General features: G+C 56.3%; 22 protein-coding genes. 13 read left to right on the plus strand and 9 right to left on the minus strand.

The genetic code is table 11. The features are described 5' to 3' along the window. The first annotated feature begins 1 nt into the window (after position 1). The 4 genes from AACY26_RS14725 to AACY26_RS14740 are packed head-to-tail and all read left to right on the plus strand — an operon-like array spanning position 2 to position 4354. Positions 2 to 520 (plus strand): peroxiredoxin-like family protein, encoded by a 519-nt coding sequence (locus AACY26_RS14725; RefSeq protein ID WP_339515297.1) that lies wholly within the window; start codon positions 2 to 4, stop codon positions 518 to 520. Then, entirely contained in the window at positions 520 to 1488 is a 969-nt protein-coding gene (locus tag AACY26_RS14730) for a hypothetical protein (protein WP_339515299.1), read from the plus strand. Before AACY26_RS14725 ends, AACY26_RS14730 begins: the two co-directional genes overlap by 1 nt. Next, on the plus strand, positions 1488 to 3629 hold the full coding sequence (locus AACY26_RS14735) for an FAD-dependent oxidoreductase (RefSeq protein WP_339515301.1): 2142 nt from the start codon (positions 1488 to 1490) through the stop codon (positions 3627 to 3629). The genes AACY26_RS14730 and AACY26_RS14735 overlap by 1 nt, the downstream gene beginning before the upstream one ends. Then, entirely contained in the window at positions 3626 to 4354 is a 729-nt protein-coding gene (locus AACY26_RS14740) for a DUF3047 domain-containing protein (RefSeq protein WP_339515303.1), read from the plus strand. Before AACY26_RS14735 ends, AACY26_RS14740 begins: the two co-directional genes overlap by 4 nt. Before the next feature lie 41 nt (positions 4355 to 4395). Here AACY26_RS14740 and AACY26_RS14745 read toward each other — a convergent pair whose 3' ends face one another. Continuing rightward, positions 4396 to 5466 carry a fatty acid desaturase gene (locus tag AACY26_RS14745; protein ID WP_339515305.1) on the minus strand — a complete coding sequence of 357 codons (1071 nt, stop codon included), beginning with the start codon at positions 5464 to 5466 and terminating at the stop codon, positions 4396 to 4398. 120 nt (positions 5467 to 5586) lie between these two features. Here AACY26_RS14745 and AACY26_RS14750 point away from each other — a divergent pair, with 120 nt between their 5' ends. The 5 genes from AACY26_RS14750 (at position 5587) to AACY26_RS14770 (ending at position 11361) form a co-directional block, all read left to right on the plus strand. Then, positions 5587 to 6600, plus strand: coding sequence for an AraC family transcriptional regulator (locus tag AACY26_RS14750; RefSeq protein WP_339515307.1), 1014 nt, complete (start codon positions 5587 to 5589; stop codon positions 6598 to 6600). 8 nt (positions 6601 to 6608) lie between these two features. Continuing rightward, on the plus strand, positions 6609 to 7685 hold the full coding sequence (locus AACY26_RS14755; protein WP_339515309.1) for an FAD-dependent oxidoreductase: 1077 nt from the start codon (positions 6609 to 6611) through the stop codon (positions 7683 to 7685). 389 nt (positions 7686 to 8074) lie between these two features. Beyond that, positions 8075 to 9439, plus strand: coding sequence for a glutamine synthetase family protein (locus AACY26_RS14760; protein WP_339515311.1), 1365 nt, complete (start codon positions 8075 to 8077; stop codon positions 9437 to 9439). Between the two features lie 35 nt (positions 9440 to 9474). After that, entirely contained in the window at positions 9475 to 10779 is a 1305-nt protein-coding gene (locus AACY26_RS14765; protein ID WP_339515313.1) for an NAD(P)/FAD-dependent oxidoreductase, read from the plus strand. Positions 10780 to 10836: 57 nt separating this feature from the next. Beyond that, entirely contained in the window at positions 10837 to 11361 is a 525-nt protein-coding gene (locus tag AACY26_RS14770) for an Mpo1 family 2-hydroxy fatty acid dioxygenase (protein WP_339515315.1), read from the plus strand. A 33-nt stretch (positions 11362 to 11394) separates the two neighbouring features. Here the strand turns inward: AACY26_RS14770 and AACY26_RS14775 are convergent, their stop codons facing one another. From AACY26_RS14775 to modA, 8 genes are all read right to left on the minus strand, one after another. Further along, a complete protein-coding gene (locus AACY26_RS14775) occupies positions 11395 to 12165 on the minus strand; it encodes a hypothetical protein (protein ID WP_339515317.1) in 771 nt (256 codons plus the stop codon). 167 nt (positions 12166 to 12332) lie between these two features. Further along, the gene (siaD, locus tag AACY26_RS14780) at positions 12333 to 13157 is read right to left on the minus strand and encodes a biofilm regulation diguanylate cyclase SiaD (protein ID WP_339515319.1); all 825 of its coding nucleotides are present in this window, start codon (positions 13155 to 13157) and stop codon (positions 12333 to 12335) included. A 3-nt stretch (positions 13158 to 13160) separates the two neighbouring features. Continuing rightward, a complete protein-coding gene (gene siaC / locus AACY26_RS14785) occupies positions 13161 to 13541 on the minus strand; it encodes a biofilm regulation phosphoprotein SiaC (RefSeq protein ID WP_339515321.1) in 381 nt (126 codons plus the stop codon). 24 nt (positions 13542 to 13565) lie between these two features. Next, on the minus strand, positions 13566 to 14108 hold the full coding sequence (gene siaB, locus AACY26_RS14790; RefSeq protein WP_339515323.1) for a biofilm regulation protein kinase SiaB: 543 nt from the start codon (positions 14106 to 14108) through the stop codon (positions 13566 to 13568). A gap of 84 nt (positions 14109 to 14192) precedes the next feature. Further along, positions 14193 to 16169 carry a biofilm regulation protein phosphatase SiaA gene (gene siaA, locus AACY26_RS14795; RefSeq protein WP_339515325.1) on the minus strand — a complete coding sequence of 659 codons (1977 nt, stop codon included), beginning with the start codon at positions 16167 to 16169 and terminating at the stop codon, positions 14193 to 14195. Positions 16170 to 16453: 284 nt separating this feature from the next. Next, positions 16454 to 17578, minus strand: a complete 1125-nt coding sequence (gene modC, locus AACY26_RS14800) for a molybdenum ABC transporter ATP-binding protein (protein ID WP_339515327.1) — start codon at positions 17576 to 17578, stop codon at positions 16454 to 16456. Continuing rightward, the gene (gene modB / locus AACY26_RS14805; protein WP_339515329.1) at positions 17575 to 18258 is read right to left on the minus strand and encodes a molybdate ABC transporter permease subunit; all 684 of its coding nucleotides are present in this window, start codon (positions 18256 to 18258) and stop codon (positions 17575 to 17577) included. Before modB ends, modC begins: the two co-directional genes overlap by 4 nt. A gap of 15 nt (positions 18259 to 18273) precedes the next feature. Continuing rightward, complete coding sequence (gene modA, locus AACY26_RS14810) at positions 18274 to 19032, minus strand: molybdate ABC transporter substrate-binding protein (protein ID WP_339515331.1); 759 nt, start codon at positions 19030 to 19032, stop codon at positions 18274 to 18276. Between the two features lie 297 nt (positions 19033 to 19329). Here modA and AACY26_RS14815 point away from each other — a divergent pair, with 297 nt between their 5' ends. The 4 genes from AACY26_RS14815 to AACY26_RS14830 all read left to right on the plus strand — a co-directional run bounded on the left by AACY26_RS14815 (position 19330) and on the right by AACY26_RS14830 (position 23925). Next, positions 19330 to 20934: an inorganic phosphate transporter gene (locus AACY26_RS14815; RefSeq protein WP_339515333.1), complete on the plus strand. Its 1605-nt coding sequence runs from the start codon at positions 19330 to 19332 to the stop codon at positions 20932 to 20934. 25 nt (positions 20935 to 20959) lie between these two features. Beyond that, on the plus strand, positions 20960 to 21883 hold the full coding sequence (ppk2, locus tag AACY26_RS14820) for a polyphosphate kinase 2 (RefSeq protein ID WP_339515335.1): 924 nt from the start codon (positions 20960 to 20962) through the stop codon (positions 21881 to 21883). 66 nt (positions 21884 to 21949) lie between these two features. Next, positions 21950 to 23302 (plus strand): chromate efflux transporter, encoded by a 1353-nt coding sequence (chrA, locus tag AACY26_RS14825; protein ID WP_339515337.1) that lies wholly within the window; start codon positions 21950 to 21952, stop codon positions 23300 to 23302. An 86-nt stretch (positions 23303 to 23388) separates the two neighbouring features. After that, positions 23389 to 23925 (plus strand): chalcone isomerase family protein, encoded by a 537-nt coding sequence (locus AACY26_RS14830; protein WP_339515339.1) that lies wholly within the window; start codon positions 23389 to 23391, stop codon positions 23923 to 23925. The last annotated feature ends 244 nt before the right edge of the window (positions 23926 to 24169 follow it).

The following is a 24169-nucleotide window of genomic DNA, read 5'->3' on the forward strand; positions in this document are numbered from 1 at the left end:
CATGAGCCAATTGATCCCGCGCCAAGCCGTACCTGCATTGAGCGTTAAGCTGATGCCTGAAGGTCAATGGACCTTGAATGCCAATGCGCCGAAAAACTTCACCATGTTGGTGTTCTATCGCGGCCTGCATTGCCCGCTATGCCGCAAGTCATTGCAAGAGCTCAATGGCTTGGTTGAACGCTTTGCAGCGCTGGGCGTTGAGGTGATTGCACTGTCGACCGACAGCCATGAGCGTGCGCAGAAGACCCAGGCTACCTGGACCATCGGTAATGTGCCTTTGGGTTATGGCCTGAGCATCGAGGAGGCGCGTAGTTGGGGGTTATTTATTTCCGAGGGTAAGCCAGGCCCGCAGGAGCCTGAGATTTTCGCTGAGCCGGGCGTGTTCCTGGTTCGCCCGGATGGCACCTTGTATATGTCTTCGGTAAACACCATGCCGTTTGCACGTCCGCATTTTGATGAGTTGCTCGGAGCGGTCGAGTACGTGATCAACAACAACTACCCAGCGCGCGGCGAAGCCTGATGTCACTGCGCGCGGGCCGTGACTGTCCCTTGGATTACCGCTTGCCTGCGCAGGCGTTCGCTGCGCAGCCGCTGTTTAGCTGCGACACGCTGTATGTGGTCGGCGGTTTGTACGGTAATCGTCAGGCCATGGCGGCACTGCAGCGCAGGGTTCAGTCCGAGCCAGGTGCCCGGGTCGTCCTCAATGGTGATGCGCACTGGTTCGATTGCGATCCGCAGGTCTTTTTGCAAGTTGAGCAAGGCTTGAGTGGCTACACCTTGCTGCGCGGCAATGTTGAGACTGAACTCGGGCGGGCCAGTGATAGCGGTGCAGGCTGTGGTTGTGCCTATCCGATGACGGTTGATGAGCAGGTGGTCGAACGTTCGAATACCATGCAGCAACAACTCAAGCAAACCGTGCAAGCTTTGCCTGGTATGGCTGAGCAATTGGCTGCGCGGCCTGCAACGGCAGTGGTCGAGGTTGGCGGGCGGCGCATAGCAATCAGCCATGGCGACGAGCAATCGCTGGCGGGTTGGCAGTGCTCGCGTGAGGCGTTGGATGAGCCAGCACGGCAGCTGGAACTTGACCAATGGTTGCTGCAACACCAATGCGAAGTATTGGCCACCAGCCATAGTTGCGCGGCGGTTGCGCTTAGCCTGCAACATGGCGCCATGATCAACAACGGCGCTGCCGGCATGCCGAACTTCAGTGGTGGGCGCTATGGCGTCATCACGCGCATTGCCACCACGCCACATGCAGCAGCGTTTTACCGCGCCGAGCGTAGCGGTTTGTTTATCGAAGCCTTGGCGCTGAATTACGATCACGAACAATTTATCAATGACTTCGATCGCCAGTGGCCGCCGTCTAGCCCGGCGGCGCTGTCGTATCGTCCACGTATCCAGGGGCAGGCACTGTTACCGGTGTCGAATGCTCTATTGAAAGGCTTCAGCTTGTGTCAGAGCCTATGCGCCATGGAGGCGCTTACTTAATGAATAGCCGCAAAATTTTATTAATGGGCGTGATCCTGGCGCTAATTGCCAGCTTCTTTGTTTTTGACCTGGGCCAATACCTCAACCTTGAGGCGCTCAAGGCCCAGCAAGCCTCTTTGAACGCACAAGTCTCGGCGCAACCCTTGCTGGCCGCCGGGATATTCTTTGTCATCTACGTGGCCGTGACCGCGTTGTCGCTGCCTGGTGCCGCGCTGATGACTCTGCTTGGCGGTGCGCTCTTTGGCCTTGGTGAGGGTTTCCTGCTGGTCTCCTTTGCCTCGACCATGGGCGCCTCCCTGGCCATGCTCAGCAGCCGCTTTTTGTTGCGTGACTGGGTGCAAAAGCGCTTCGGCAAGCGTTTGGCCAGCATTGACCAAGGTGTCGAGCGAGAGGGCGCGTTCTACTTGTTCGCATTGCGCCTGGTGCCCTTGTTCCCTTTCTTCCTGATCAACTTGGCAATGGGCCTTACACGCTTGCCGGTACGCACGTTCTGGTGGGTCAGCCAGCTGGGCATGTTGCCAGGCACCTTGGTGTACGTGAATGCCGGCCGCGAGCTGGGTCAGCTTGAATCACTCAGTGGCATTCTGTCGCCGGGTTTGATCGGTGCGTTTGTGCTGCTGGGTATATTCCCGATTATCGCGCGCAAGTTGCTCGGCTTGATTCAGGCGCGGCGCATCTACAAGAACTGGGTTCGTCCAGATGCTTTCGACCGTAATTTGGTGGTGGTTGGCGCCGGTTCCGGCGGATTGGTCAGCGCCTATATTGCGGCGGCGGTTAAAGCCAAGGTCAGCTTGATTGAAAAGCACAAAATGGGCGGCGATTGCCTCAACACAGGTTGCGTACCCTCCAAGGCATTACTGCGTTCGGCAAAGTTTGCTGGCGAGCTGAAAAAGGCGGATGCCCTGGGCTTTCGCGCGGCGCATGCCGAGATTGATTTTCCTGCGGTGATGGAGCGTGTGCAGCGGGTTATCAGCGATATCGAGCCCCATGACTCAGTGGAGCGTTACACTGGTCTGGGCGTTGAGGTGATTACCGGTGAGGCGAAAATTACTTCGCCGTGGACTGTTGAAGTCAATGGCCAGACGCTGAGTGCCCGCAGCATGATTATTGCCGCTGGCGCACGGCCTCTGGTGCCCAATATTCCGGGCCTCGATCAAGTTCAGATGTACACCTCCGACACCATCTGGAATTTGCGTCAGCAACCGCGATGGATGTTGGTATTAGGCGGCGGCCCAATCGGCTGTGAGCTGGCCCAAGCTTTCCAGCGCCTGGGCTGTCAGGTGATTCAGGTCGAACTGGCTGACCGTTTGCTGCCGCGCGAAGATGCGGATGCCAGCGAGCAAGTATTCAACAGCCTGTGTAACGATGGTGTTGATGTGCGCTTGTTGCATAAAGCCGAGCGTTTCGAGCTGGTCGACGGTGAACAACGCATGGTTGCGCGGCGCATGGATACCGGTGAGGAAGTCACCATCGCCTTTGACTGCCTGCTGATGGCGTTGGGGCGTGTGGCAAATGTCAGCGGTTATGGCGCTGAAGACCTCGAATTGACGGTACGTCCAAACGGTACGCTGGAAACCGACGAATACCTCGCCACGCGCTTCCCCAACATTTATGCGGTGGGCGATGTAACCGGGCCATACCAGTTCACCCACGTGGCTGCGCATCAGGCCTGGTACGCGGCTGTAAACTCGCTGTTTAGCGGCTTCAAGCGGTTCAAGGTGGATTACCGGGTAATTCCGTATTGCACCTTCACATCTCCTGAAATCGCGCGGGTGGGTTTATCTGAGACTGAGGCGAAGGCGCAGGACATCGCCTATGAAGTTACCCGATACGAGATTGATGATCTGGACCGGGCAATTGCCGATGAAGCCGCCCATGGCTTTGTCAAAGTGCTTACCGAGCCCGGCAAGGATCGCATCCTTGGTGTGAGTATTGTTGGTGAGCATGCTGGTGAGTTGCTGGCTGAATACGTGTTGGCGATGAAGCACAACCTGGGGTTGAACAAGATCCTTGGCACCACGCACAGCTATCCAACCATGGCTGAGGCAAACAAGTATGCGGCAGGCGAGTGGAAGCGTGCCCATGCGCCGCAAGGCCTGTTGCGCTGGGTTGAGAAATTCCATGGCTGGAGGCGCGGTTGAAACGCTTGCCAAGCATGCTGGTGCTGGCCTGTGCCTTGGCGCAGGTCGCCGTGGCACAGGCAGAGAATCAGTTGCAGGCATGGACCTCCGGCCCGCCTGCAGGTGATTGGTCGGCACCTTGGCGGTTGGCCGATATTCCCAAGCTCAAGCCCTCGAGCCGCACCTTGGAGGCTCAGGATGGGCGCAAGGTTCTGCATATCAAGGCTGATGCCGCCGCGGGCGGTTTGCTGCACCCGCTGGACCTTGCCGGCGATAAGCCCTGGATATTGAGTTGGCAGTGGCGCACGGAAAAACGTTTGAGCAAAGCGGCATTTGCCACCCGTGACGGTGATGATTACGCCGCGCGGGTGTATGTGCTGCTGGACTATCCGCTGGATGATCTACCCTTTTTGACCCGGCAAAAGATCCGTTTGGCGCGAACTTTTTATGACCCGGAGCTGCCCGCTGCCACACTGGCTTATGTGTGGGATAACAAGGCGGCGCCCGGTACGCATGCGCGCAGCGCCTATACCGACCAAGTCGAGATGAAGGTATTGCGCGGTCCGCAAGCGCCGTTGGCGACCTGGCTTGATGAGAAGCGTGACCTGCGCGCCGATGCAATTGCTGCTTTTGGCGCGGCGCCGCAACGGATTATCGGCGTGGTGTTTGCTGCTGATAGCGATAATACCGGTGAGTCGGCTGAAAGTTATTTTGCTGCGCCGACCTTGGACTTACAGGCGAAATAAACAACACAGCGGCCTCGGCCGCTGTGTCTTGGTTGAGCAGCCTAGGCCGTTTGTGCGCTTGAATCTTCCTGGGCTTGGTCCTTGCGCTGCCAGCGGTTTGCGCGGCTGAAGGTGCCGAAGTCGTTAAAGCGTACACCTGCTTCTCGCATCACCTTGTGGGCGAAAGGGACGCTCAGTTGGCGAATATAGAAGGGCTCCTTGACCGCGAAATGATGGATGGCGTGGCTGCTGCCAAAGTTGAAGCAGAATGCTTGTAGCGGCCACAGCCACCAAGGGTTGAGCACCTGGGTTTGCTGGATCACATTGCCCGGCTCGACATCGCCGTAATAGTGCATGTTGGAGCTGACAAAATGCAGGCAGAAGGTGCGCAGAACATTGGGGCCGACCAGTACCACCACCGCAATATTTACCGCATTGAAGAACTGCAAGGTGCTGCTCGACCAGTCGATCGGCATGCCCAGGCCACGGCAGAGGAGGTCAATAGCGTGGAAGCCGAGAAACAGATACCAGGTTCCCCAGTTGAGCAATGCCAGCGGTGCATAAACCAGCAATGAACGCTTGATGATTTTCCCGCGAATTTCAGCGCTAGGTGCGCGAACCGCACGAATAACGGTGGACATGACGTTATCGCCCACCATCAGCAAGCGTGCCAGACCCCAAGGCTCGCCATTGGTGATGGCGCGCTCTTCGATGTCTTGCTCGGTGCCTGAAACCTTATGATGATTAAGGTGCAGGTGGCGTCTGACCCAGGGGTTGATCGTGCTTGGCCGCGCCAGCCATACCAGCGCCATCATCAGGTTGTGGGGAATGCGCTGCTTGCGAAAGTACATCGAGTGAATCAGGTCGTGTTCAAGTTCGTGGGTCAAAGATGCTAGAAAAGCATTCAGTAACAGACATGCCCACCACGGCATATAGCCGGCCATGTACAGTGCTGCAGAGCCGATCATGCCCAGCAGGGCAAAGGCTAAAATGCTGGCGCCCAACGCATCTTGATGCAATAAAATTGGAAAGCGCTGGCGCAGTTCAACGCCGTGGGCCAGCACTGTTTGGCGAATATGCGCTGATCGTTGCTGATCATTCATGGTGTCAACGCTTGCAGAATCGTTGGACATAACCCCATCCTCTTAATTATCGGCTGCAAAACCTTATGGTGAGTGCCATAACCATGCGTCATTTGTTATGTATGTGCCCAACCGAGTACGCCAACCTGTTGACTGGATGCGCCAACTTGCATGACCAATGAAGCGACGACTTTAGCCAGCTGGACCCGCGCCCTGCGTAAGCAGCTGGATGCGCTGGGCCTTGATAGTGAGCAGCTGTGCCAGCAAGCAGGCTTTGCGCCTGGCGCGCTGGACGATCCCAATGGACGTTGTCCGCTGTCGGTTACCACCCGGCTTTGGCAGTTGGCTGTCGAGGCCAGCGGGGACCCTGCGTTGGGCCTCAAGACCTCGCAGTTTGTCAGCCCAACCACCTTTCATGCTTTGGGTTATGCGCTGATAGCCAGTTGCAGCATGCGCGAAATGTTCGAGCGCACGGTCAGGTATTACCAGGTCATCAGTGATGTGATGGAGCTTGAGCTTCGCGAATGCGCCGATTGCTATGAGTTTTGCTTTCGCACAGCCCCTGGCAGCCAGCCTCCCGCCGCCGAAGCCCTCGATGCTTTTGCGGCCATCTATGTGCGCAGTTGCCGTAATCGACTGGGCCGCGATTTTGCGCCGCTGGCGGTGTATCTACAGCGGCCAGAGCCTGAAGATAGCCAGCCCTGGCATGCGGTGTTTCGTGCGCCCTTGGTGTTTTCGGCAGCCGAAAATCTATTGCGTTTTGCCAAGCCAGAATTTGAGCAACCGCTTGATGATGGTAACCCTGAACTGGCCGAGCACAACGAAGTGGCGCTCAAGCGTAACCTGGAGCAACTGCAGGCCCCGATCTGGATACGTAAGGTACGTGCTCGTCTGGAGGCGCAGTTGCCAGAGGGTGAGCCCTCGGCGGAACGCATTGCCCAAGCCCTGCACCTGAGCTTGCGCAGCCTGCAACGGCATTTGGCCGATGAAGGAACAAGTTATGAAGCCGTGTTGGCGCAAACGCGCCAGGCATTGGCCTTAGAGCACATGCGCGAGGGCAATTGCTCTATTAGCGAGATAGCCTACTTGCTCGGTTTTTCGGATGTCAGCAGCTTTAGTCGCGCCTTCAAACGCTGGACCGGACAAACGCCGAGCCAATACCGTGAGACTTTCAAGGAAGACTAGAACGCGTTATGAGTGATTACGATTTAATTTTGGTCGGTGCAGGCCATGCGCATCTTGGCGTGTTGCGTCGCTGGGCCATGCTTGAGCGTCCGTCTGGACGTATCGCCTTGGTCAGCGCCGACACCCATGCCTGGTATTCGGGCATGCTCCCCGGATTGTTGGCGGGTCGTTATTCGGCACAGGATTGCAGTGTTGAACTGCAACCGATCTGCCGCGCCGCCAAGGTCGAGTTAATTACCGCGCAGGTCGAATCCCTCTCGGCGGAACAGCGCCAGTTGCAACTCAGCGATGGTCGCCAGTTGAGTGCCAACTGGCTGTCACTCAATGTTGGTGGCCAGGTTGCGCCGTTGACGCAACAAGGCGATGCCATGCAGTGCCTGGCGATCAAACCCTTTGCGCCATTCCTGGCGCGTTGGCAGGCCTGGCAGCATTCGCCAAAACCCATTGCCATTGTCGGCGGCGGTGCTGCGGGTGTTGAGCTGGCGTTGGCGCTTGCCGACAAAGTGCCGCAGTTGTCACTGTTCTGCGCGGGCAAACTGCTCGCAGGCCATAACCCGGGTTTGCATTTGCGGGCGATAGGCGCGTTGCGCCAGCGCCGAGTGCGTCTGCGTGAATACAGCCCGATCAGCCGCGTTGAAGATGACCAGTTATTCAGTCAGGACGAATTGGTCTGGCGGGGCGAGCGGGTGTTGCTGGCAACGGGCGCGCAGGCTTTACCCTGGCTCGAAGAAAGTGGCCTGGCCTGTGATGCGCGTGGCTTTGTGCAGGTACTTTCCACGCTGCAGAGTCAGTCACATGGGCAAATCTTTGCTGCGGGCGATTGCGCCAGCTTGCCCGGCGCTTTCAAAAGCGGTGTTTATTCAGTGCGTCAGGGACCGGTATTGGCGAGCAATTTGATGGCCGCCTTGCATCAGCAGCCCTTGAAAAACTATCGCCCGCAAAAGCAGAGCCTGGCGTTGTTGGCCACGGGCGACGGTGGTGCGCTGTTGGCGTGGCGCGGTATCAGTGCCGGCGGGCAAGTCTATGGGCGCTGGAAGGATTACCTTGACCAAAGCTTTATCCGCCGACATCGGTTTTCAGGATGACCCGCCAGATTGTTTAGCCATAAATAATCTAAACATGTAAAAAATCTGCTTTAACAAACATTGTGCGCTGTGCGAGTCTTTGGTTCTATGAGTTCGCCAGCGCTTCTTTCCAAGCAGACTGTATTTGTCCCGTTGCTACGGGAGCGGCTCTGTTTTGCTGCAAACCGGGTGAACCCTCTCTTCCCAAAAATACTAGCCTTCTGGGCGCTTTGGCACTGCCGACATGCGCGCCCTCCGGATACAGCCCTTCCCGCGACGTGTTAATCGCTATGCGCTAGCGCATACACCGATTATCGACCTTCGGCAGTCGCCTGGCACTGCCGCGCTATTGCTTATCCGCTTGCCACATGGCAACTGACTTATTCGCGCTACTGCGCTATCGAGATCCCATGCAATTTGCTCCAGTGCAAGAAGCTGAAAAATTTCTAGCCGACAATCCTGATATCGAGATGTTCGAGCTGTTCATTCTTGACGCCAACGGTGTACCACGCGGCAAGCTGCTACACCGTGACGAGTTGCTCGCGGTGTACAAAACCGGGCGGCCGTTGCCAAGCACCATTCTCGGCTTGACCATGAATGGCGATGACGTTGAGGACTCGGGCCTGGTCTGGGAAGTGGGTGATATTGATTGTCGCGCCTATCCATTGTCCGGCAGCTTGACCCGCATGCCTTGGCGGCAGATTCCTACCGCGGCAGTGCAAGTCAGCATGCACCCGACTGAAGGCTTGCCGGCCACTGTCGCTGATCCAAGGCATCTGCTGGTGCAGGTGATCGAACGGCTGAAGGCGGACGGTTATTACCCGGTCATGGCCTGTGAGCTGGAATTTTATTTGCTCGATCAAAAGCGCGATGCCCAGGGTCGACCGCAACCGGCGCTGGATGTTGATGGTGGTCGTCCGCGTAGCACCCAGGTCTACGGTTTGCGTGAACTTGAGCAGATTGAACCCTTTCTAGCCGACCTCTACAGCGCCTGCAAGACCCAAGGTATCCCGGCGCGCACAGCCATCTCCGAATACGCACCGGGCCAGGTTGAAATCACGCTGGAGCATGGCGATGCGTTAGAGGCCATGGATCAAGCGGTTCGCTATAAGCGCATCGTTAAGGGGGTCGCCCACAAGCACGGCATGCAGGCCTGCTTTATGGCCAAGCCTTATGATCATCTGGCGGGCACTGGCATGCATATGCACGTCAGCCTGGCGGACGCACAGGGCAATAATCTCTATGCCAGCGAAGACCCGGCGGGCACGCCGCTGCTGGGAATGTCGGTGGCGGGCATGCTCAGTGCACTGCTCGATTCGCTGCTGTTGTTTTGCCCTAACGCCAACTCCTACCGCCGTTTCCAGGCCAATAGCTATGCGCCCCTGGCACCGACCTGGGGTGTGGATAACCGTACTGTCAGCATGCGTGTGCCGGGTGGTCCAGCCAATACACGCCATGTCGAACACCGTATTTGTGGTGCCGACGCCAACCCTTATCTGGCGGCTGCGGCGATTCTTGCCGCTATCCATCACGGGATTCGCCACGAGCTTGATCCGGGCGCCCCGGTCACGGGCAATGGTTATGCACAGGCTACAGAGCTGTTGCCAACGGACTGGTTGACCTCTTTGCACGCACTTGAAAACTCAAGCTGGGCGCGTGAGGCCCTCGGTAGCGAGTTTCTTGATGTGTATCTCGCGGTCAAGCGCGAAGAGCATCGCCAGTTTATGGCTGAAGTGGGTGAGCAAGACTGGCGCTGGTACCTGACGAACGCCTGAAGCCTGACAGCAAACCGTTTAACCAAGGATCTTGTATGAATGCTCGAGTAGATGTTGCTGCGCAGCGCTGTAAGTCGTATTACACGGCCACGCTTAATCAGGAAACCAATTACCCAAGCCTGCAAGGCCAGGTCAGTGTCGATGTGGTGATTATCGGGGGCGGCTTTACCGGCGTCGCCAGTGCGGTTGAGCTGGCTGAGCGCGGCCTGAAGGTTGCGATTGTCGAAGCCAAGAAAATTGGCTGGGGCGCAACCGGCCGTAACGGCGGCCAAGTCACCGGCAGTCTCTCGGGCGATGGCGCCATGCGCAAACAAATGCGCAAGAAGCTCGGTAGCGAGGTTGATGATTTCATCTGGGGCCTGCGCTGGCGCGGCCACGAGATTATCAAGCGGCGTGTGGATAAGTATTCGATCGCCTGTGATCTCAAATACGGCCACCTGCATGCAGCCTACAAGCCTGCGCACATGGATGACTTGAAGGCTGACTACGAGGAAGCCGTACGCCGTGGCATGGGTGATGAAGTGACCCTGCTTGACCGCAGTGCCGTGCGCAATCTTCTGGACAGCGACTTGTACTATGGCGCAATCAAGAACATGCGCAATATGCACCTGCATCCCCTGAACCTGTGTATCGGTGAAGCCAAGGCCGCTGAAAGCCTGGGCGCGCTGATTTTCGAGCATTCCGAGGTGCTGGAGATCATTCACGGCGATAAACCAGCCGTGGTGACCGCACAAGGCCGGGTCGATGCAAAGCAAGTGCTGCTGGCCGGCGATGTGTATCACCAGCTTGAGCCGAAAAAACTGAAGGGCATGATCTTCCCGGCCATGGGCGGAATTGTCACCACCGAGCCACTTGGTGAGCTGGCCGACCAGATCAACCCGCAAGACCTGGCCGTGTATGACTGCCGGTTTGTCCTCGACTATTTCCGCCTGACCGCAGACAAGCGCTTGTTGTTTGGTGGTGGCGCCAACTACTCTGGGCGCGACTCTCGTGACATCGCTGCCGAGTTGCGTCCGGGTATTGAGCAGACATTCCCTAAACTCAAAGGCGTTGATATCGATTTCCAGTGGAGTTGCGCCATGGGCATCGTGATTAACCGTATTCCGCAACTGGGCAAGCTTTCGGACAACGTCTGGTATTGCCAGGGCTATTCCGGCCATGGCATCGCCACGACGCATATCATGGGCGAAGTCATGGCCAATGCGTTGACCGGTACTTTGGAGAAGTTCGACACCTTTGCCGGTTGTTCGCACATTAAAGTGCCATTTGGCGATGTATTTGGTAACCCGATGCTGGCGGTCGGGATGTGGTATTACCAACTGCTTGAGAAGCTGCGCTGATTGGTCGTTGTCGGGTTATTATCGCTGCTGTAAATGCACCTGCAGCGGAGAATAATAATGAAAACCCTGGTCGATCACCTGGCGCAATACGCGGCTTATCACCGCGACCAGCGAAATATCATCAGCCACTTTGTCGGTATCCCGATGATCGTGCTGGCAGTGGCGGTTTTGTTGTCTCGTCCGGGTGTTGAGTGGCTTGGGCTTTGGTGGTCTGGCGCGGCGCTTGTGAGCCTTGTTGCTGCTGTGTTCTACCTTCGCCTTGACCTGCGCTTTGGCCTCGCCATGAGCATCGGGCTGCTGTTGTGTATCTGGGTCGGTGCGCTGCTGGCGCAGCAAAGTACGATGCTGTGGTTGAGCTCAGGGCTCGGCTTGTTTGTCGTGGGTTGGTTGATCCAGTTTGTTGGCCACTATTTTGAAGGCCGCAAACCTGCATTTGTTGACGATGTCATGGGCTTGGCAATCGGCCCGCTGTTTGTGGTGGCTGAAGCTGCGTTCTTGCTGGGGTTGCGCGCAGAGGTCGAGCAGCAGGTGGTCGACCGCGCCGGACCGGTAAGGCACAAGAGCGGCCAACAATCGATTTAACACCTGGCTGGACAACTTGCGTTGTCCAGCGTGCTACTGCGCCGCTACAGCAGGCGAGGCCTGCTCGCGCTCTATCCAGTTTTGCGTCAGCGTGCGCGAATGCCGGTCAACCGTAATGGGGGCAAAGGGCCTGCCTGACACACTCTGCAGGGTGTTGCTCTTGCTGTTCATGTCGGCCAGTGCGCTCTTCAGGTACTCCCAGCGAGCAGTAAGCCTGCCCAGCGCCGGATCATCGGTTAAGCCCGCCGCGTTGAGTTGTTGGTCAATCTTTGGCAGCAGCAGGCGTTCGTCCTGTCCCAGATAGGTATCAGGTTGCTCACGGGCAATTTCAAAGGTGCCCATGTAGGCGCGGCTGAGGTACTGCACTGCAAGGTATTCGACCTCGGCGGGCAGCTCATTGTCACTGCCTTGCGGCATTTGCCGTGCTTCATGCAGAAACTCGCGTAGAGCCTTGCTCAGTTCCTCTGGATATCGCCACGGCACGTTGTCTTCGTTGGGGCCATAGGAAACACCGTTACGCAACTGGGTAACAAGCGCTTGGCGCGTCGCCAGTAGGCCGTCGCTTGGCTGTGAAATGGCTTGCATGGCGCCGTTTAGAGCTTGCAGGTCTGCTTCCAGGCGCTGTTGATGCGTCTTCTGGAAGCCTTCACCGCGTAACAGAAGCAAGCTGCTGGTGGCGCGACAGGCGTACACCTGCGCAAGCTCGGCGGGGCTGAGCGCCGCAGCTGAGGTGCTTGCGGGGAAGCTCGCCGCGAGTGCAATCAAAAAAATAAAAGCATGAGTAATCATAAGCTTGGAACGCATTCCGGGGTGCTCCTTATTATTGTTGTGAGCAGTGCGGATAAGACTTTGCGCAGCAATACGCTAGGTATAGATTACTTTTCCTCGGGCGTTATGAAATTAACCAAAAGAGTGATTTTATCGACGATTGACCATCAGCCTTGCAGGTGCTGGCAACAACTGCCTGGGTATTAGGGCAGTGCCTTGGGGTCGGCGTTGTCGAGCGACTCATCGGATGCGTAGATGCACCGGTCGCGGCCGTTGCGCTTGGCCTGTAACAGGGCGGCATCTGCCCGGTTGAGGGTTTGCGAGTAGCTTTCATCGGCGCGGTGTTCTGCGACCCCGAAACTGGCGGACACGCTCAGCAACTCGGTGCTGACCCGCACGGCGAGGGCGCGCAGGCCGCTGCGTACGCGGTCGATAACCTGCGCGGCCGAATCCAGGTCAGTGTCGGGTAATAAAATCAGAAACTCTTCGCCACCCCAGCGCCCGCAAAGGTCGTAGCTGCGAACCTCGGCTTGTAATACCCGGGCGATTTCTTCGAGCATGCGGTCGCCGATATCGTGGCCCCAGTTGTCATTGATCTGCTTGAAGTGGTCGACATCAACCATCGCCAGGACAAAGGTCTTGTTCTGGCGTGTGGCCCGTGAAACTTCCTCCTTGAGCCGCTCAATCAACATACGGCGGTTGGCCAGGGCGGTCAGTGGGTCGCGGTTGGAGGCTTCTTTCAGAGCCAGGTTGAGGTCGCGCATCATCTGCTGGTAGCGGTCAGAAATGCGGGCGACCTTTTCCAGTTTGCGCAGTTGCTTGTGATAACGCTCGGACAACGACAAGTTCTGTTCGCGGGCCAGGGATTGATAGCCATCAGAGATGCGCGCAATGCGTTCGATTCGACCCAGGTGTTCAACATTCTGCTGGTGCAGGCGTTGCAGGGCATCGCGCAGCGGATGGTCCCTATACGCAGGATCAGCCAACAAGCTGTCTATCAAGCTATCCAGATCGCGCTCGCGGTTCATATGCTACTCATCAAGGGTACTGATAGTGAACGCAAATGTGCAGTCTTCGCGAAACTCTTCGGCGAGCTCCGCAACACGTTCGTTACGGCTGTCGTAAAGCCAGGTGACACTGACTTCCCGGCCCTGGTTGTGCGCCTCTTCAAGCAGGTCGAAGATATCCATCATGGCTTTGATCGAGCTGGTGTTGAGGTACAGCAGCTTTAGTTGTAGCGCCAGGGGCCGTGGTTCTTCTGCCAGGAAACGTTCAACCCACTGGATGACCTGGTCATACAGCTCGAATGAGTTTTCCGGGTAGGAATCGCCTTGCATTGCCAGGACGCCAGCTTGCCAGTCTCCATGAATGAAGGGTGTGGATTGCGTGCTGGCGATATTAAGTTCGCTCATGATTTTACTCTCAATATCCTTATTTCAAATAACGGCACTAAGGCTGAAAAAGAACCTGCCGTCTTGTTGCTCACGCAAGCTGGTACGCATAGGCGAGCTGGACTTGCGGGCAATATCCAGCAAGCCAAGACCAGCGCCGCTGCTGGCGCCATCTTCACGCGGTTTGCGTAGCTGTTCTTTGTAGGCGATTTTGAGTTGGGCTTTGTCCAGCGTAGATAACCGTGCGACAAAGTCGACTAATTCACGGCCGTCTTGCTCCGTCACCAGGTTGCCTGCCGATACTACATAGCGGCCCTCGTCATCGCGAGAAATGGCTACGGTAGCAGAGGCGTCTTGGTCGCTAAAGCCTTTCTGCGTGGCATAATGCCTGATGTTCTGGGTCATCTCGATGTAAACCGCAAATACGTCCATCGCCGCCGAAGGCTTGGCTTGCTCCGCCTGCAAGTAGTTACGCAAAGCATTGCCAATTTCCTCGATCAGGCTGCGTGATATCGGGCCATTGAAGCAGAGCATGACACGCTGCCGATTGTAGATTTCACGCATTGCAAGTAGATCTAACGATTCCATAGGCGCCCTTGTTATTGTCTGCTCTGGTGAACATGAGCGGAGCGTATCGCCCCATTCTTTCTCTTCAGCATTTCAATTTAGCAGTCAGCTGTTCTGATCGAAGCGAAAGCACAGCACAGTGATGTCATCACGTTGCGGTAACTCGCCTTGATATTCTGCGAGTTTTGTCGCAAAAAGCTCAGCCTGCTCGGCCAGCGGTAATTTCGCATGCTTTTGCAGCATAGCGGTGAATCGCTTGTTACCAAACCCGAAGCCATGTTCGCCGCCAGCCTGGTCCAGGAATCCGTCTGTGCACATGTAGTAGGTCCAGCCGGGCATCAATGCCAGCTCGATGTTCTGGTATTCACCTTTGCGCTTGTCACCCAAGGCCCTGCGGCCTCCGGGTAACTCTTGGATCGCTTCGCCGTCAGTGGCGAACAAGCCAATCTTGGCCCCGGCAAATAGCAATCTGTTGTGGCTGGGGTTGACCCAGACCAGACCGGCGTCCGTGTTGGTGGCCAACGCGCGGGACGATTGCGCATCGGCGAGCATGCCGCGTAGCGCGAGGTCTGTTTCGCGCAGAATCGCAGCGGGATCATCTGCGCCGGCCACACCAATGGCGTGGTCGATTGCGGCGCGGGCAAGCATGGTCATCAACGCGCCAGGGACACCGTGCCCTGCGCAATCAAATACACCAAGTAAATAGCCATCTTGGTGCTGGCGGTACACATAAAAGTCACCGCCGACCGTATCGCGCGGCTGCCAAAGCACAAACTGCTGCTGGCCCAGCGATGCACTGAGCTGACGGTCGGGCAGAATCGCGCGCTGGATCAGGCTCGCGTAATCAATTGAGTCATCAATTTTCTTATGCGCCGCGACCATTTCCCGATTCGCCTGCTCCAGCGCATGGGTTCGCTCCTGGACCTTGCCTTCCAACTCGCGGGTGTGCTGTAGCACCTGATCGGCCATGCTCGAAAAGGCTTGCGTCAACTCGCCTATTTCATCATCGCGCGCATCAGGCAGGGGCTCTTCATAATGCCCGGCAGCAATTGCCAGTGCCGAGCGCCGCAGCCCCTTGATTGGCCTCACCACCAAGCTTTCTACAGCGTAGGCAAACCCCAGCAAAAGCACGCCAAGCAATGCAACAAAGCTGATAAGCAGCAGCCACAGCCAGCGGCTATCGACTACATTGGCTGCTTGCAGATCAACCGAGGTCATGACGTACCACTTAAGTGGCTCGATGTAGGCAAGTGCCAGCAGTCGTGGCTTGCCGCTGACCATGGCATCCATGGTCTTGACTCGATTCGGCTCGGTTTGCGCCTGCAGCATGATCTGACGCATCAATTGACGGTCGTCGCGATTACTCAGGTACTCGAATATGTCATTGCTGTGTGGCGCATTGGCTTGCTTGGGCTGGGCTTGAATGATGCCGTCGTGATTGAACAGCATCGGCATCACACCTGGCTCGGTTTTGCTGAGCAGTTCATCAATAAAGGGTTTGAGGTTCAGCTCGCTGCCGGTGATACCGAGGAGTTTGTTTTGCGCGTTGCGTACGCGCACGTTGAAGCGGATCTTGCTGGCATTATCCTGCTCGTCGACCTCAATACCCAGGCTGTAGTCAGTTGGGTCATCGCGCAGGGCAAAGTACCAGGCGTCTTTTGGATCTGTTTCGCTAAGGGTGTAGCGGCGAATCTGGCTGACCGGGCTGCCTTCATCGTTGCGGTAAAGGTTCAGTGATGAGTCGACGATGATGAAATAGGATTTATCCAGAAAATCACTGCGAAAACCTTCAGCTTCATCAAAGAAACGCGTGCGGTGGACTGAGCTGCTTTCATTTTGCAGCCATTGCCGGGTGCTAAGTGAGTTAGCTAAGCGCTTGGACAGTGCCAGTTCCCGGCTCAAGGGCGCCGCGATTTGTTGACGATGCAAAAGGGTGAAGTTACGTGCGTAGGCTTCGCCAAAGTGGCCACGAATATCGCCAAGCGCACGCCAGCCAAACATCACGGCAGGAACCAGCGCAATAGCGCATGCAAGTAAAACTGCGAGCGCAGACTTACCCCGTAATCCCCATTTTACAGCCATACGCTATGTCCTTTAGCACGCAGCCTCTGTGGGCTTTACGTATAAATAAGTTGTGTGAGTTGTATGGCAGTCGATCGGCAAGTTTAAAGGCAGGCAGATGGCCGAAAATGCCTGTTTAAGTGCCCTAGATAACAGACAAACGATGCATTTGAGCAAAGATGCAACAGCTACTCGGATAAAACAAGGCTTCAGAGCAGGGCGGATTTTATTAAGCGATAGTGGCAAGTCGCCATGTTTTCCTTTTCTATCAAGCCAACTAAGGTTTGGAGAAAGTGGGCGGCTAGCTAGGCAGTACCGAGCAGTGAGACTGATTTGATCTGCAGCCAAACTTGTTGCTGCGGCAGGAGTTTGAGCCTGTCGAACGAGTAACGGGTGATTCTCGCTACGATGTGCTCTTCACCCACAGCAGCATGGACCAGCACCTGCGCTTGCTCCTCAAGCGAGACGATGCTGACGATTTGTGCCGGAATCAGGTTGAGAATACTGCTGTCATGGGCTTTTTGCAGGTTGATACTGACATCCCTGGCCTTGATCTTGACCCTCACCGGCTGGCCATTATCCAGCATGGTATGCGGCAGTTTCAGCACGCTATCGCAACCATTTAAACGGATGCTCAACAACCGGTAGCGCGAGTCAAAACCACTGACCTGGCCATCAACGACCGCTTCGGCATCGGCCTCGAAAATAAAGGGCAAGTCATCGCGCACCAGCGTCTGCTTCAGCGCCCCCGCCGCCTGCACCTTGCCGTCTTCGAGAACCACCAGATGATCAGCCAGGCGACCGATTTCATCTGCACTATGGCTGACGTATATCACCGGGATCTGCAGTTGCCCATGCAGCCGTTCCAGATAGGGCAGCACTTCAGATTTGCGCTTGGGATCGAGTGCGGCCAGAGGCTCATCCATCAGCAGCAGCTTGGGGCTGCACAACAGTGCGCGGGCGATTGCCACGCGTTGGCGTTCACCGCCAGACAGCTTGTCGGGCATGCGCTTTAACAGATGATCGATACCCAGCAGCTCGACGGCTTGCTGCAGAGGCACCTTGCGTAAGGTGCTGGCGACACGCTTCCAGCCGTATTGTAGGTTGCCCAGCACGCTTAAATGCGGGAACAGATTAGCGTCCTGAAACACGTAGCCAATCGCACGCTTATGGGGGGGCATGAACAGGCCGTTCTGGCTGTCTTGCCAAACCTCGCCATTGACCTTGAGGTAACCCTCTTGAGGTTTTTCCAGCCCGGCAATGCAGCGCAGGCAACTGGTTTTGCCTGATCCGGAGTGGCCAAAGAAGCCGCTGACACCTTTGCCCGGCAACTGTAGGTCAACATCCAGGGCAAAGCTCTCGTGGCTGAGCTTGAAGCGCGCCTGTATTGACCCTGACGCTGAATCTTGCGGCGGTAGGGGCTCACTCATGACTGCCAGCCTTGTTTTGCCTGGCGGCTGGAGTAGAGCGCGAGCAACACGACAAATGAAAACAGCAGCATTCCGCCAGCCAACCAATGGGCCTGCGCGTATTGCAGGGTTTCGACATGGTTATAGATTTGCACCGATACAACCTGGGTCTTGCCCGGGATATTGCCGCCAATCATCAGCACCACGCCAAACTCACCAACGGTGTGCGCGAAACCTAGAATCGAGGCAGTGATAAAGCCGGGTCGTGCCAGCGGTATGACCACGCTGAAGAATGTATCCAACTGACTGGCGCGCAACGTAGCAGCGGCTTCAAGCGGGGCGTTGCCTATCGACTCGAAGGCGTTTTGCAATGGCTGTACAACAAAGGGCAGGGAGTAGAACACCGAACCGATCACCAACCCGGTGAAGCTGAACGTCAAGATTCCCCAGCCCAGGCTTTCTGTGAGTTGTCCGATGTAGCCATTGGGACCCAGCGCAATCAGCAGGTAAAAGCCGATAACCGTGGGCGGTAAGACCAGCGGCAAGGCGACTATGGCGCCGATCGGGCGTTTCAACCATGAATCTGTCCGTGCCAGCCACCAGGCGATTGGCGTGCCGATCAGCAGTAATAGCACGGTGGTCAGCGATGCCAGTTCGAGGGTCAGCCAGATGGCGCTTAAGTCGTCGTTGCTCAGGGGCATTGCTCAGGCTCGGGGTTAAATCTTGTAGCCATAAGACTTGATGATCGCCTGGGCTTTAGGGCCTTTGAGGTAATCAGTCAGGGCTTTGGCCGCTGGGTTATTCGCGCCTTTCTTGAGGATCAGTGCGTCTTGCTTAATGGGTTGATAATAGGCGTCTGGCACTAGCCAGGCAGAGCCGCTGGTTATTTTGCCATCTTTATACACTTGCGACAGTGCAACAAAGCCCAGCTCGGCATTACCGGTGGAGACGAACTGCAGGGCTTGAGTGATGCTTTGGCCTTCAACGATCTTGTCCTTGAGGCTAGCGCTCAAGCCCAGTTTTTCTAAGGTTTCTGTGGCCGCACGGCCATATGGCGCGGCTTTGGGGTTAGCCATCGCCAAGTGCTTGAAGCCGTTCTGCTTGAGCACTGTACCTTGCTCATCGACGTAACCGGGCTTGGCTGACCACAGTACCAAGGCGCCAGTGGCGTAGGTAAAACGTGAGCCGGCAACGCTCTTGCCCGCCTGTTCAAGCTTGGCTGGGGTGCTGTCGTCAGCGCTGAAAAATACTTCAAATGGCGCTCCATTGTTGATCTGCGCGAACAGCTGCCCGGTTGCGCCGAATGCCGGGATAACCCTGTTGCCTGTGTCTTTCTCAAACTCTGCGGCGATCGCTTTGAGTGGGGCGGTGAAGTTGGCTGCAACCGCGACATTAACGTCTGCGGCGAAGCTATGGCTACTTACCACGCTGGTAACGAGGAGGGCGCAAAAGGCTTTGAGGCGATGACGAAACATGGGTTTCCCCTGGGTTTTGGTTGTCGTTATATGTTTTTCTATATAGCGGTAGGCGAAGAACTGCCTACGCAACTCGGCGTTTCTACAGTTAGCTTATACCGTTATATTCAAAAATATACAGCGATTTTCAGAAAGTGAGCGCCAATTATCAAGGCGGCCAATACGCCAAACCACGCACAGCGGCTTGATGTTTGGTCACCTTAGCTTCATCAGCCTGTCACCTTCGGATGAATAAATTATCAGCCAGAACGATCTCCCCGTTTTTGGGGCACTGCGCTTAAGTCTGGAGGGATACAAATGGCTGGCTCCCCAACATCGAGTAACGTCTTAGTGACTCCGGCAGGGGGTATCTCGAAAATCAGTCTGGTTTTCGCTGCGATGCTCATAGCGGTCACCTTGTATTTCATGGTTTGGGGGCTGGAGTACACCCACAGCAACTATGCGCTGCTGTTCATCCTGGCGACTTTGTTTGGCATCTTCATGGCCTTCAACATTGGCGGTAACGATGTCGCCAACTCCTTTGGTACCAGCGTTGGTGCGGGCACCTTGAGCATACGCCAGGCGCTGATGGTAGCGGCGGTATTCGAGGTCAGCGGCGCGGTAATCGCTGGCGGTGAAGTGACCTCAACCATACGTGGCGGCATTGTTGATCTGGGCGCCATGGCAGTCTCGCCGATGGACTTTGTCTACATCATGATGTCGGCGCTGATTGCAGCGGGTATATGGCTGCTGTACGCGACCAAGAAGGGCTATCCCGTCTCCACCACCCACTCGATTATTGGTGCGATCGTCGGTAGTTCGATCACCTTGGGCATCCTGCTCAACGGTACTGATACGGCGCTGGCGTTGGTGCAGTGGGACAAAATCGGCCAAATCGCGATTTCATGGGTGCTGTCGCCTCTACTCGGTGGCGTCGTGGCCTACCTGCTGTACGCGCAGATTAAAAAATACATCCTCACTTACAACGATGAGGCGGAAAGCCAGATAAGGCAGATCCGAGAAGAGAAGCGCAACCACCAGCGCCGGCACAAAGAGGCATTCGAGCGGTTGTCTGAGATCCAGAAGATTTCCTACACCCACGCCATGACGCGCGACATGCAGGTAATCAACGACCGCGATTTTCAAGCCGAAGACCTTGAGTCCGATTACTACCGCGACCTGCAGAAAATCGAGAACAAGCGTGGCCAGCTACGTACCCATAATGCACTGGAAACCTGGGTGCCGGTGATTGCCGCGCTTGGTGCGGTGATCATTTCATCCATGTTGCTGTTCAAAGGCTTGAAGAACATGCACCTGGGCCTGAGCACCCTTAACAGCTACTTGATCATGGTGATGATTGGTGCGCTGGTCTGGCTGGCGACTTTTATCTTTGCCAAGACCCTGAAGGACGAGTCGCTGAGCCGGGCGACCTTTGTCATGTTCAGCTGGATGCAGGTTTTTACCGCTTGTGGCTTTGCCTTCAGTCATGGCTCCAACGATATCGCCAATGCGATCGGGCCGTTTGTGGCGATTCTGGAAGTATTGCGCACCGGCGCTATCGGTTCAGAAGCAGCCATTCCGACGGCGGCGATGGTTACTTTTGGTGTCGCCTTGATCGCTGGCTTATGGTTTATCGGCAAAGAGGTGATTCAAACCGTGGGCCACAACCTCACTGCGTTGCATCCCGCCTCGGGGTTTTCCGCTGAGCTTGCGGCGGCAGCCGTGGTGATGCTGGCATCGGTGATGGGGCTGCCGGTATCAAGCACGCATATTCTGATTGGTGCGGTGCTGGGCATTGGCCTGGTCAACCGGCAAACCAACTGGTCGTTGATGAAGCCCATTGCCCTGGCCTGGGTGATTACCTTGCCTGCTGCGGCAGTGCTTGCCGCCGTTGCCTTCCTTGCCCTGCGCAGCCTCTTCTGATGCGGACTTAACCCGAGGATCTGTCATGACCGATAACGCGAACCTGGATTTTGCCGAGCAGGCCTCTCGCTTGCATGCCGATATCCTCGACAGTTTCGATGAAGAGCTGGAAATGGAGTTCGACGATGTTCGCCTTGATCCTGTGCTCAAGGAGTTGGGGCACGTGGCACCGGTGGATATGGACCGGCGCCTGTACTTGCGTGAACTGCTGCGTTTGCAGTCCGAACTGGTTAAGTTGCAGGAATGGGTCGTCGAGCAGAAACTCAAGGTCGTGGTGCTGTTCGAGGGGCGTGACGCAGCAGGAAAGGGCGGTGCTATCAAGCGCATTACCCAACGCTTGAACCCGCGCGTATGCCGGGTTGCAGCCTTGCCAGCGCCCAGTGAACGGGAGCGCAGCCAATGGTATTTCCAGCGCTATGTCGCGCATTTGCCCGCCGCTGGCGAGATGGTCCTGTTTGACCGCAGTTGGTACAACCGCGCGGGTGTCGAGCGGGTCATGGGGTTTTGCAGTGATGCTGAATACGAAGAGTTCTACCGCAGCGTGCCTGAATTTGAACGCATGCTGATCCGCTCGGGCATCATCTTGGTCAAATACTGGTTCTCGATCACCGATGAGGAGCAATACCGACGCTTTTTGATGCGCATCCATGATCCGCTCAAACAGTGGAAACTATCGCCCATGGACCTGGAGTCGCGCCGCCGCTGGGAAGATTACACCCGGGCCAAGGAAGAAATGCTCTCGCGCACCCACACCGAACAAGCGCCGTGGTGGATAGTCGAGGCTGACGACAAAAAGCGTGCACGGCTTAATTGCATCCAGCATTTGCTGATGCAAATCCCATACGGCCAGACCAAGCAACCGGAAGTTGTGTTGCCTGCACGGGTATATAATGCAGATTATCTGCGCTCGCCTGTTCCACAACAGATGCTGGTGCCTCAGTTCTTCTGAGGCGTTTCTTAGGGTGCCTTGCCACTGTCTATTGCGGTGGTGGGCCGGTCTACTATCAGTGGCTCTATGTCTTGTTCAACACCCCAAGGCCAAGCGCCACAATCTGTCAGTTTGTTCGACGCCTTCCGCTTTTGGCTGAAACTGGGGCTGATCAGCTTTGGCGGTCCGGCCGGGCAAATTTCGATCATGCATGAAGAGCTTGTGGTACGCCGTCGCTGGTTGTCTGAGCGACGATTCCTGCATGCTCTGAACTATTGCATGATGCTGCCCGGGCCAGAAGCGCAACAGTTGGCGACCTACATCGGCTGGCTCATGCACCGCACCTGGGGCGGGATTATTGCGGGCGCTTTATTCATCCTGCCTTCGTTGCTTATCCTCATCGCATTGTCGTGGCTATACATCGCCTTCGGCGACCAACGGCTGGTTGAAGGGCTGTTCTACGGGATAAAACCGGCGGTCACGGCAATTGTGATTCAAGCGACCTACCGTATTGGCTCCCGGACGCTAACCAACCCTGCGCTTTGGTTGATCGCCATTGCTGCGTTTGTGGCGATTTTTGCCCTTGAGGTCGCTTTTCCGCTGATCGTCCTGGCTGCAGCGCTGACTGGCTATTTTGCCGGGCGTATCTGGCCTCACTGGTTTAGCGGCCCAACCCATGCCGACACGCTCAACCCGGCTGCTTCAGGCGCGTTGATTGATGACCATACTCCAACACCAGCCCATGCGCGTTTTACCCTGACTGGCCTGATCAAGTTGCTCTTGGTGGGAGCTTTGCTCTGGTTGCTGCCGATGGCGTCACTGATGCTGGCGTTTGGTTGGGATGGCACGCTGACGCAGATGGCCTGGTTCTTCACCAAGGCCGCGCTGCTGACCTTTGGTGGCGCCTATGCAGTGTTGCCCTATGTCTATCAAGGCGCGATCACGCAGTATGGCTGGCTGACGCCAGCACAGATGATTGATGGCTTGGCGCTGGGTGAAACCACGCCGGGGCCACTGATTATGGTCGTTGCCTTCGTGGGTTTTATTGGGGCTTATGTGCAGCAGGTATTTGGCCCAGACCAGATGTTTCTGGCTGGAGCGGTGGCGGCAGTGTTAGTCAGCTGGTTTACCTTTTTGCCCTCGTTCTTATTTATCCTGGCGGGCGGGCCGTTGGTGGAGTCGACCCACAATCAACTGAAATTTACTGCGCCGTTGACGGCGATCACCGCGGCGGTGGTTGGGGTTATTCTCAATCTGGCGTTGTTTTTCGCCTATCACGTCCTCTGGCCGCAAGGCTTGAACGCAGCCTTTGACTGGCCCTCGGCGCTAATTACCATGGCTGCGGCTGTGGCTTTGTTGCGCTATAAGCGTGGGGTTATTCAGGTGATTGCGCTGAGTGCCTGTTGTGGCTTGCTGGTGCATTTATTTCGCGCCAGTTGATTACTCAAGCAAATTAGCAGTGGCTTTGTCCTCGATTGCGCAGGATCATCAACCGACAGCCATCTTATTCGCAGGGAGAGTTTCTGATGACTAGCGCCACCCTCGCTAACCTGTGCAGAACGCTCTGGATCAGCTGTTGTATTGCCATTATTCCGCTTAGCGCGTCAGCCAGTTGGCGCAATGTTTTGCCTGATGCTGAGTTGGTTGGCCAAGGTGATTTGCGCATCTGGGGCTTTCGCATCTATACGGCCCGGCTGTGGAGCGCCCAGCAGCCTTTTGATGGCAGCAAACCCTTTGCCCTTGAGTTGATTTATCACCGCGAAATCAGTCGCCAAGAGTTTGTTGACGCCAGCCTTGATGAAATACGCCGCACATCCGCAGGTCGGGTCAGTGAGTCGCAGTTGCAGGCCTGGCGCAGCGAAATGCAGCGTGCTTTCGTCGATGTCCAGGAAGGTCAGCGTATCACCGGGGTTAATTTGACCCAAAGCAGTCAGTTCTACGTTGATGGCCGCTTGCATCATGAAGTGCGTGACAGTGCCTTTACCAAGGCATTCTTTGCCATTTGGCTGGATCCGAAAACCCGTGACCCTGGGTTACGAAAGCAGTTACTTGGCAGCCGTTGATGGTGCCCAAATAGCGCTTCCCGGATACCGCAAAATAGTCAGTTTCCAGCGCCAGGCACTCTGCCCAGGTTGACCGGTCGTCAATTCGCTGACTTGCTCGATTGTCGACCAATATGGGCGAGCAGCCCGCAAACCCGCGGGTTATCAAGGGTTTTTTGCGATAACCCGGCCAGTAGCGGTAGCGCTTGCGGTCCCGTAACATTCGTATGCAAAAGTCCGTCTGGTTTTCTGCATTTAGTTAGAC

The organism is Pseudomonas sp. RL_15y_Pfl2_60, from assembly GCF_963970595.1.
GTDB lineage: Bacteria > Pseudomonadota > Gammaproteobacteria > Pseudomonadales > Pseudomonadaceae > Aquipseudomonas.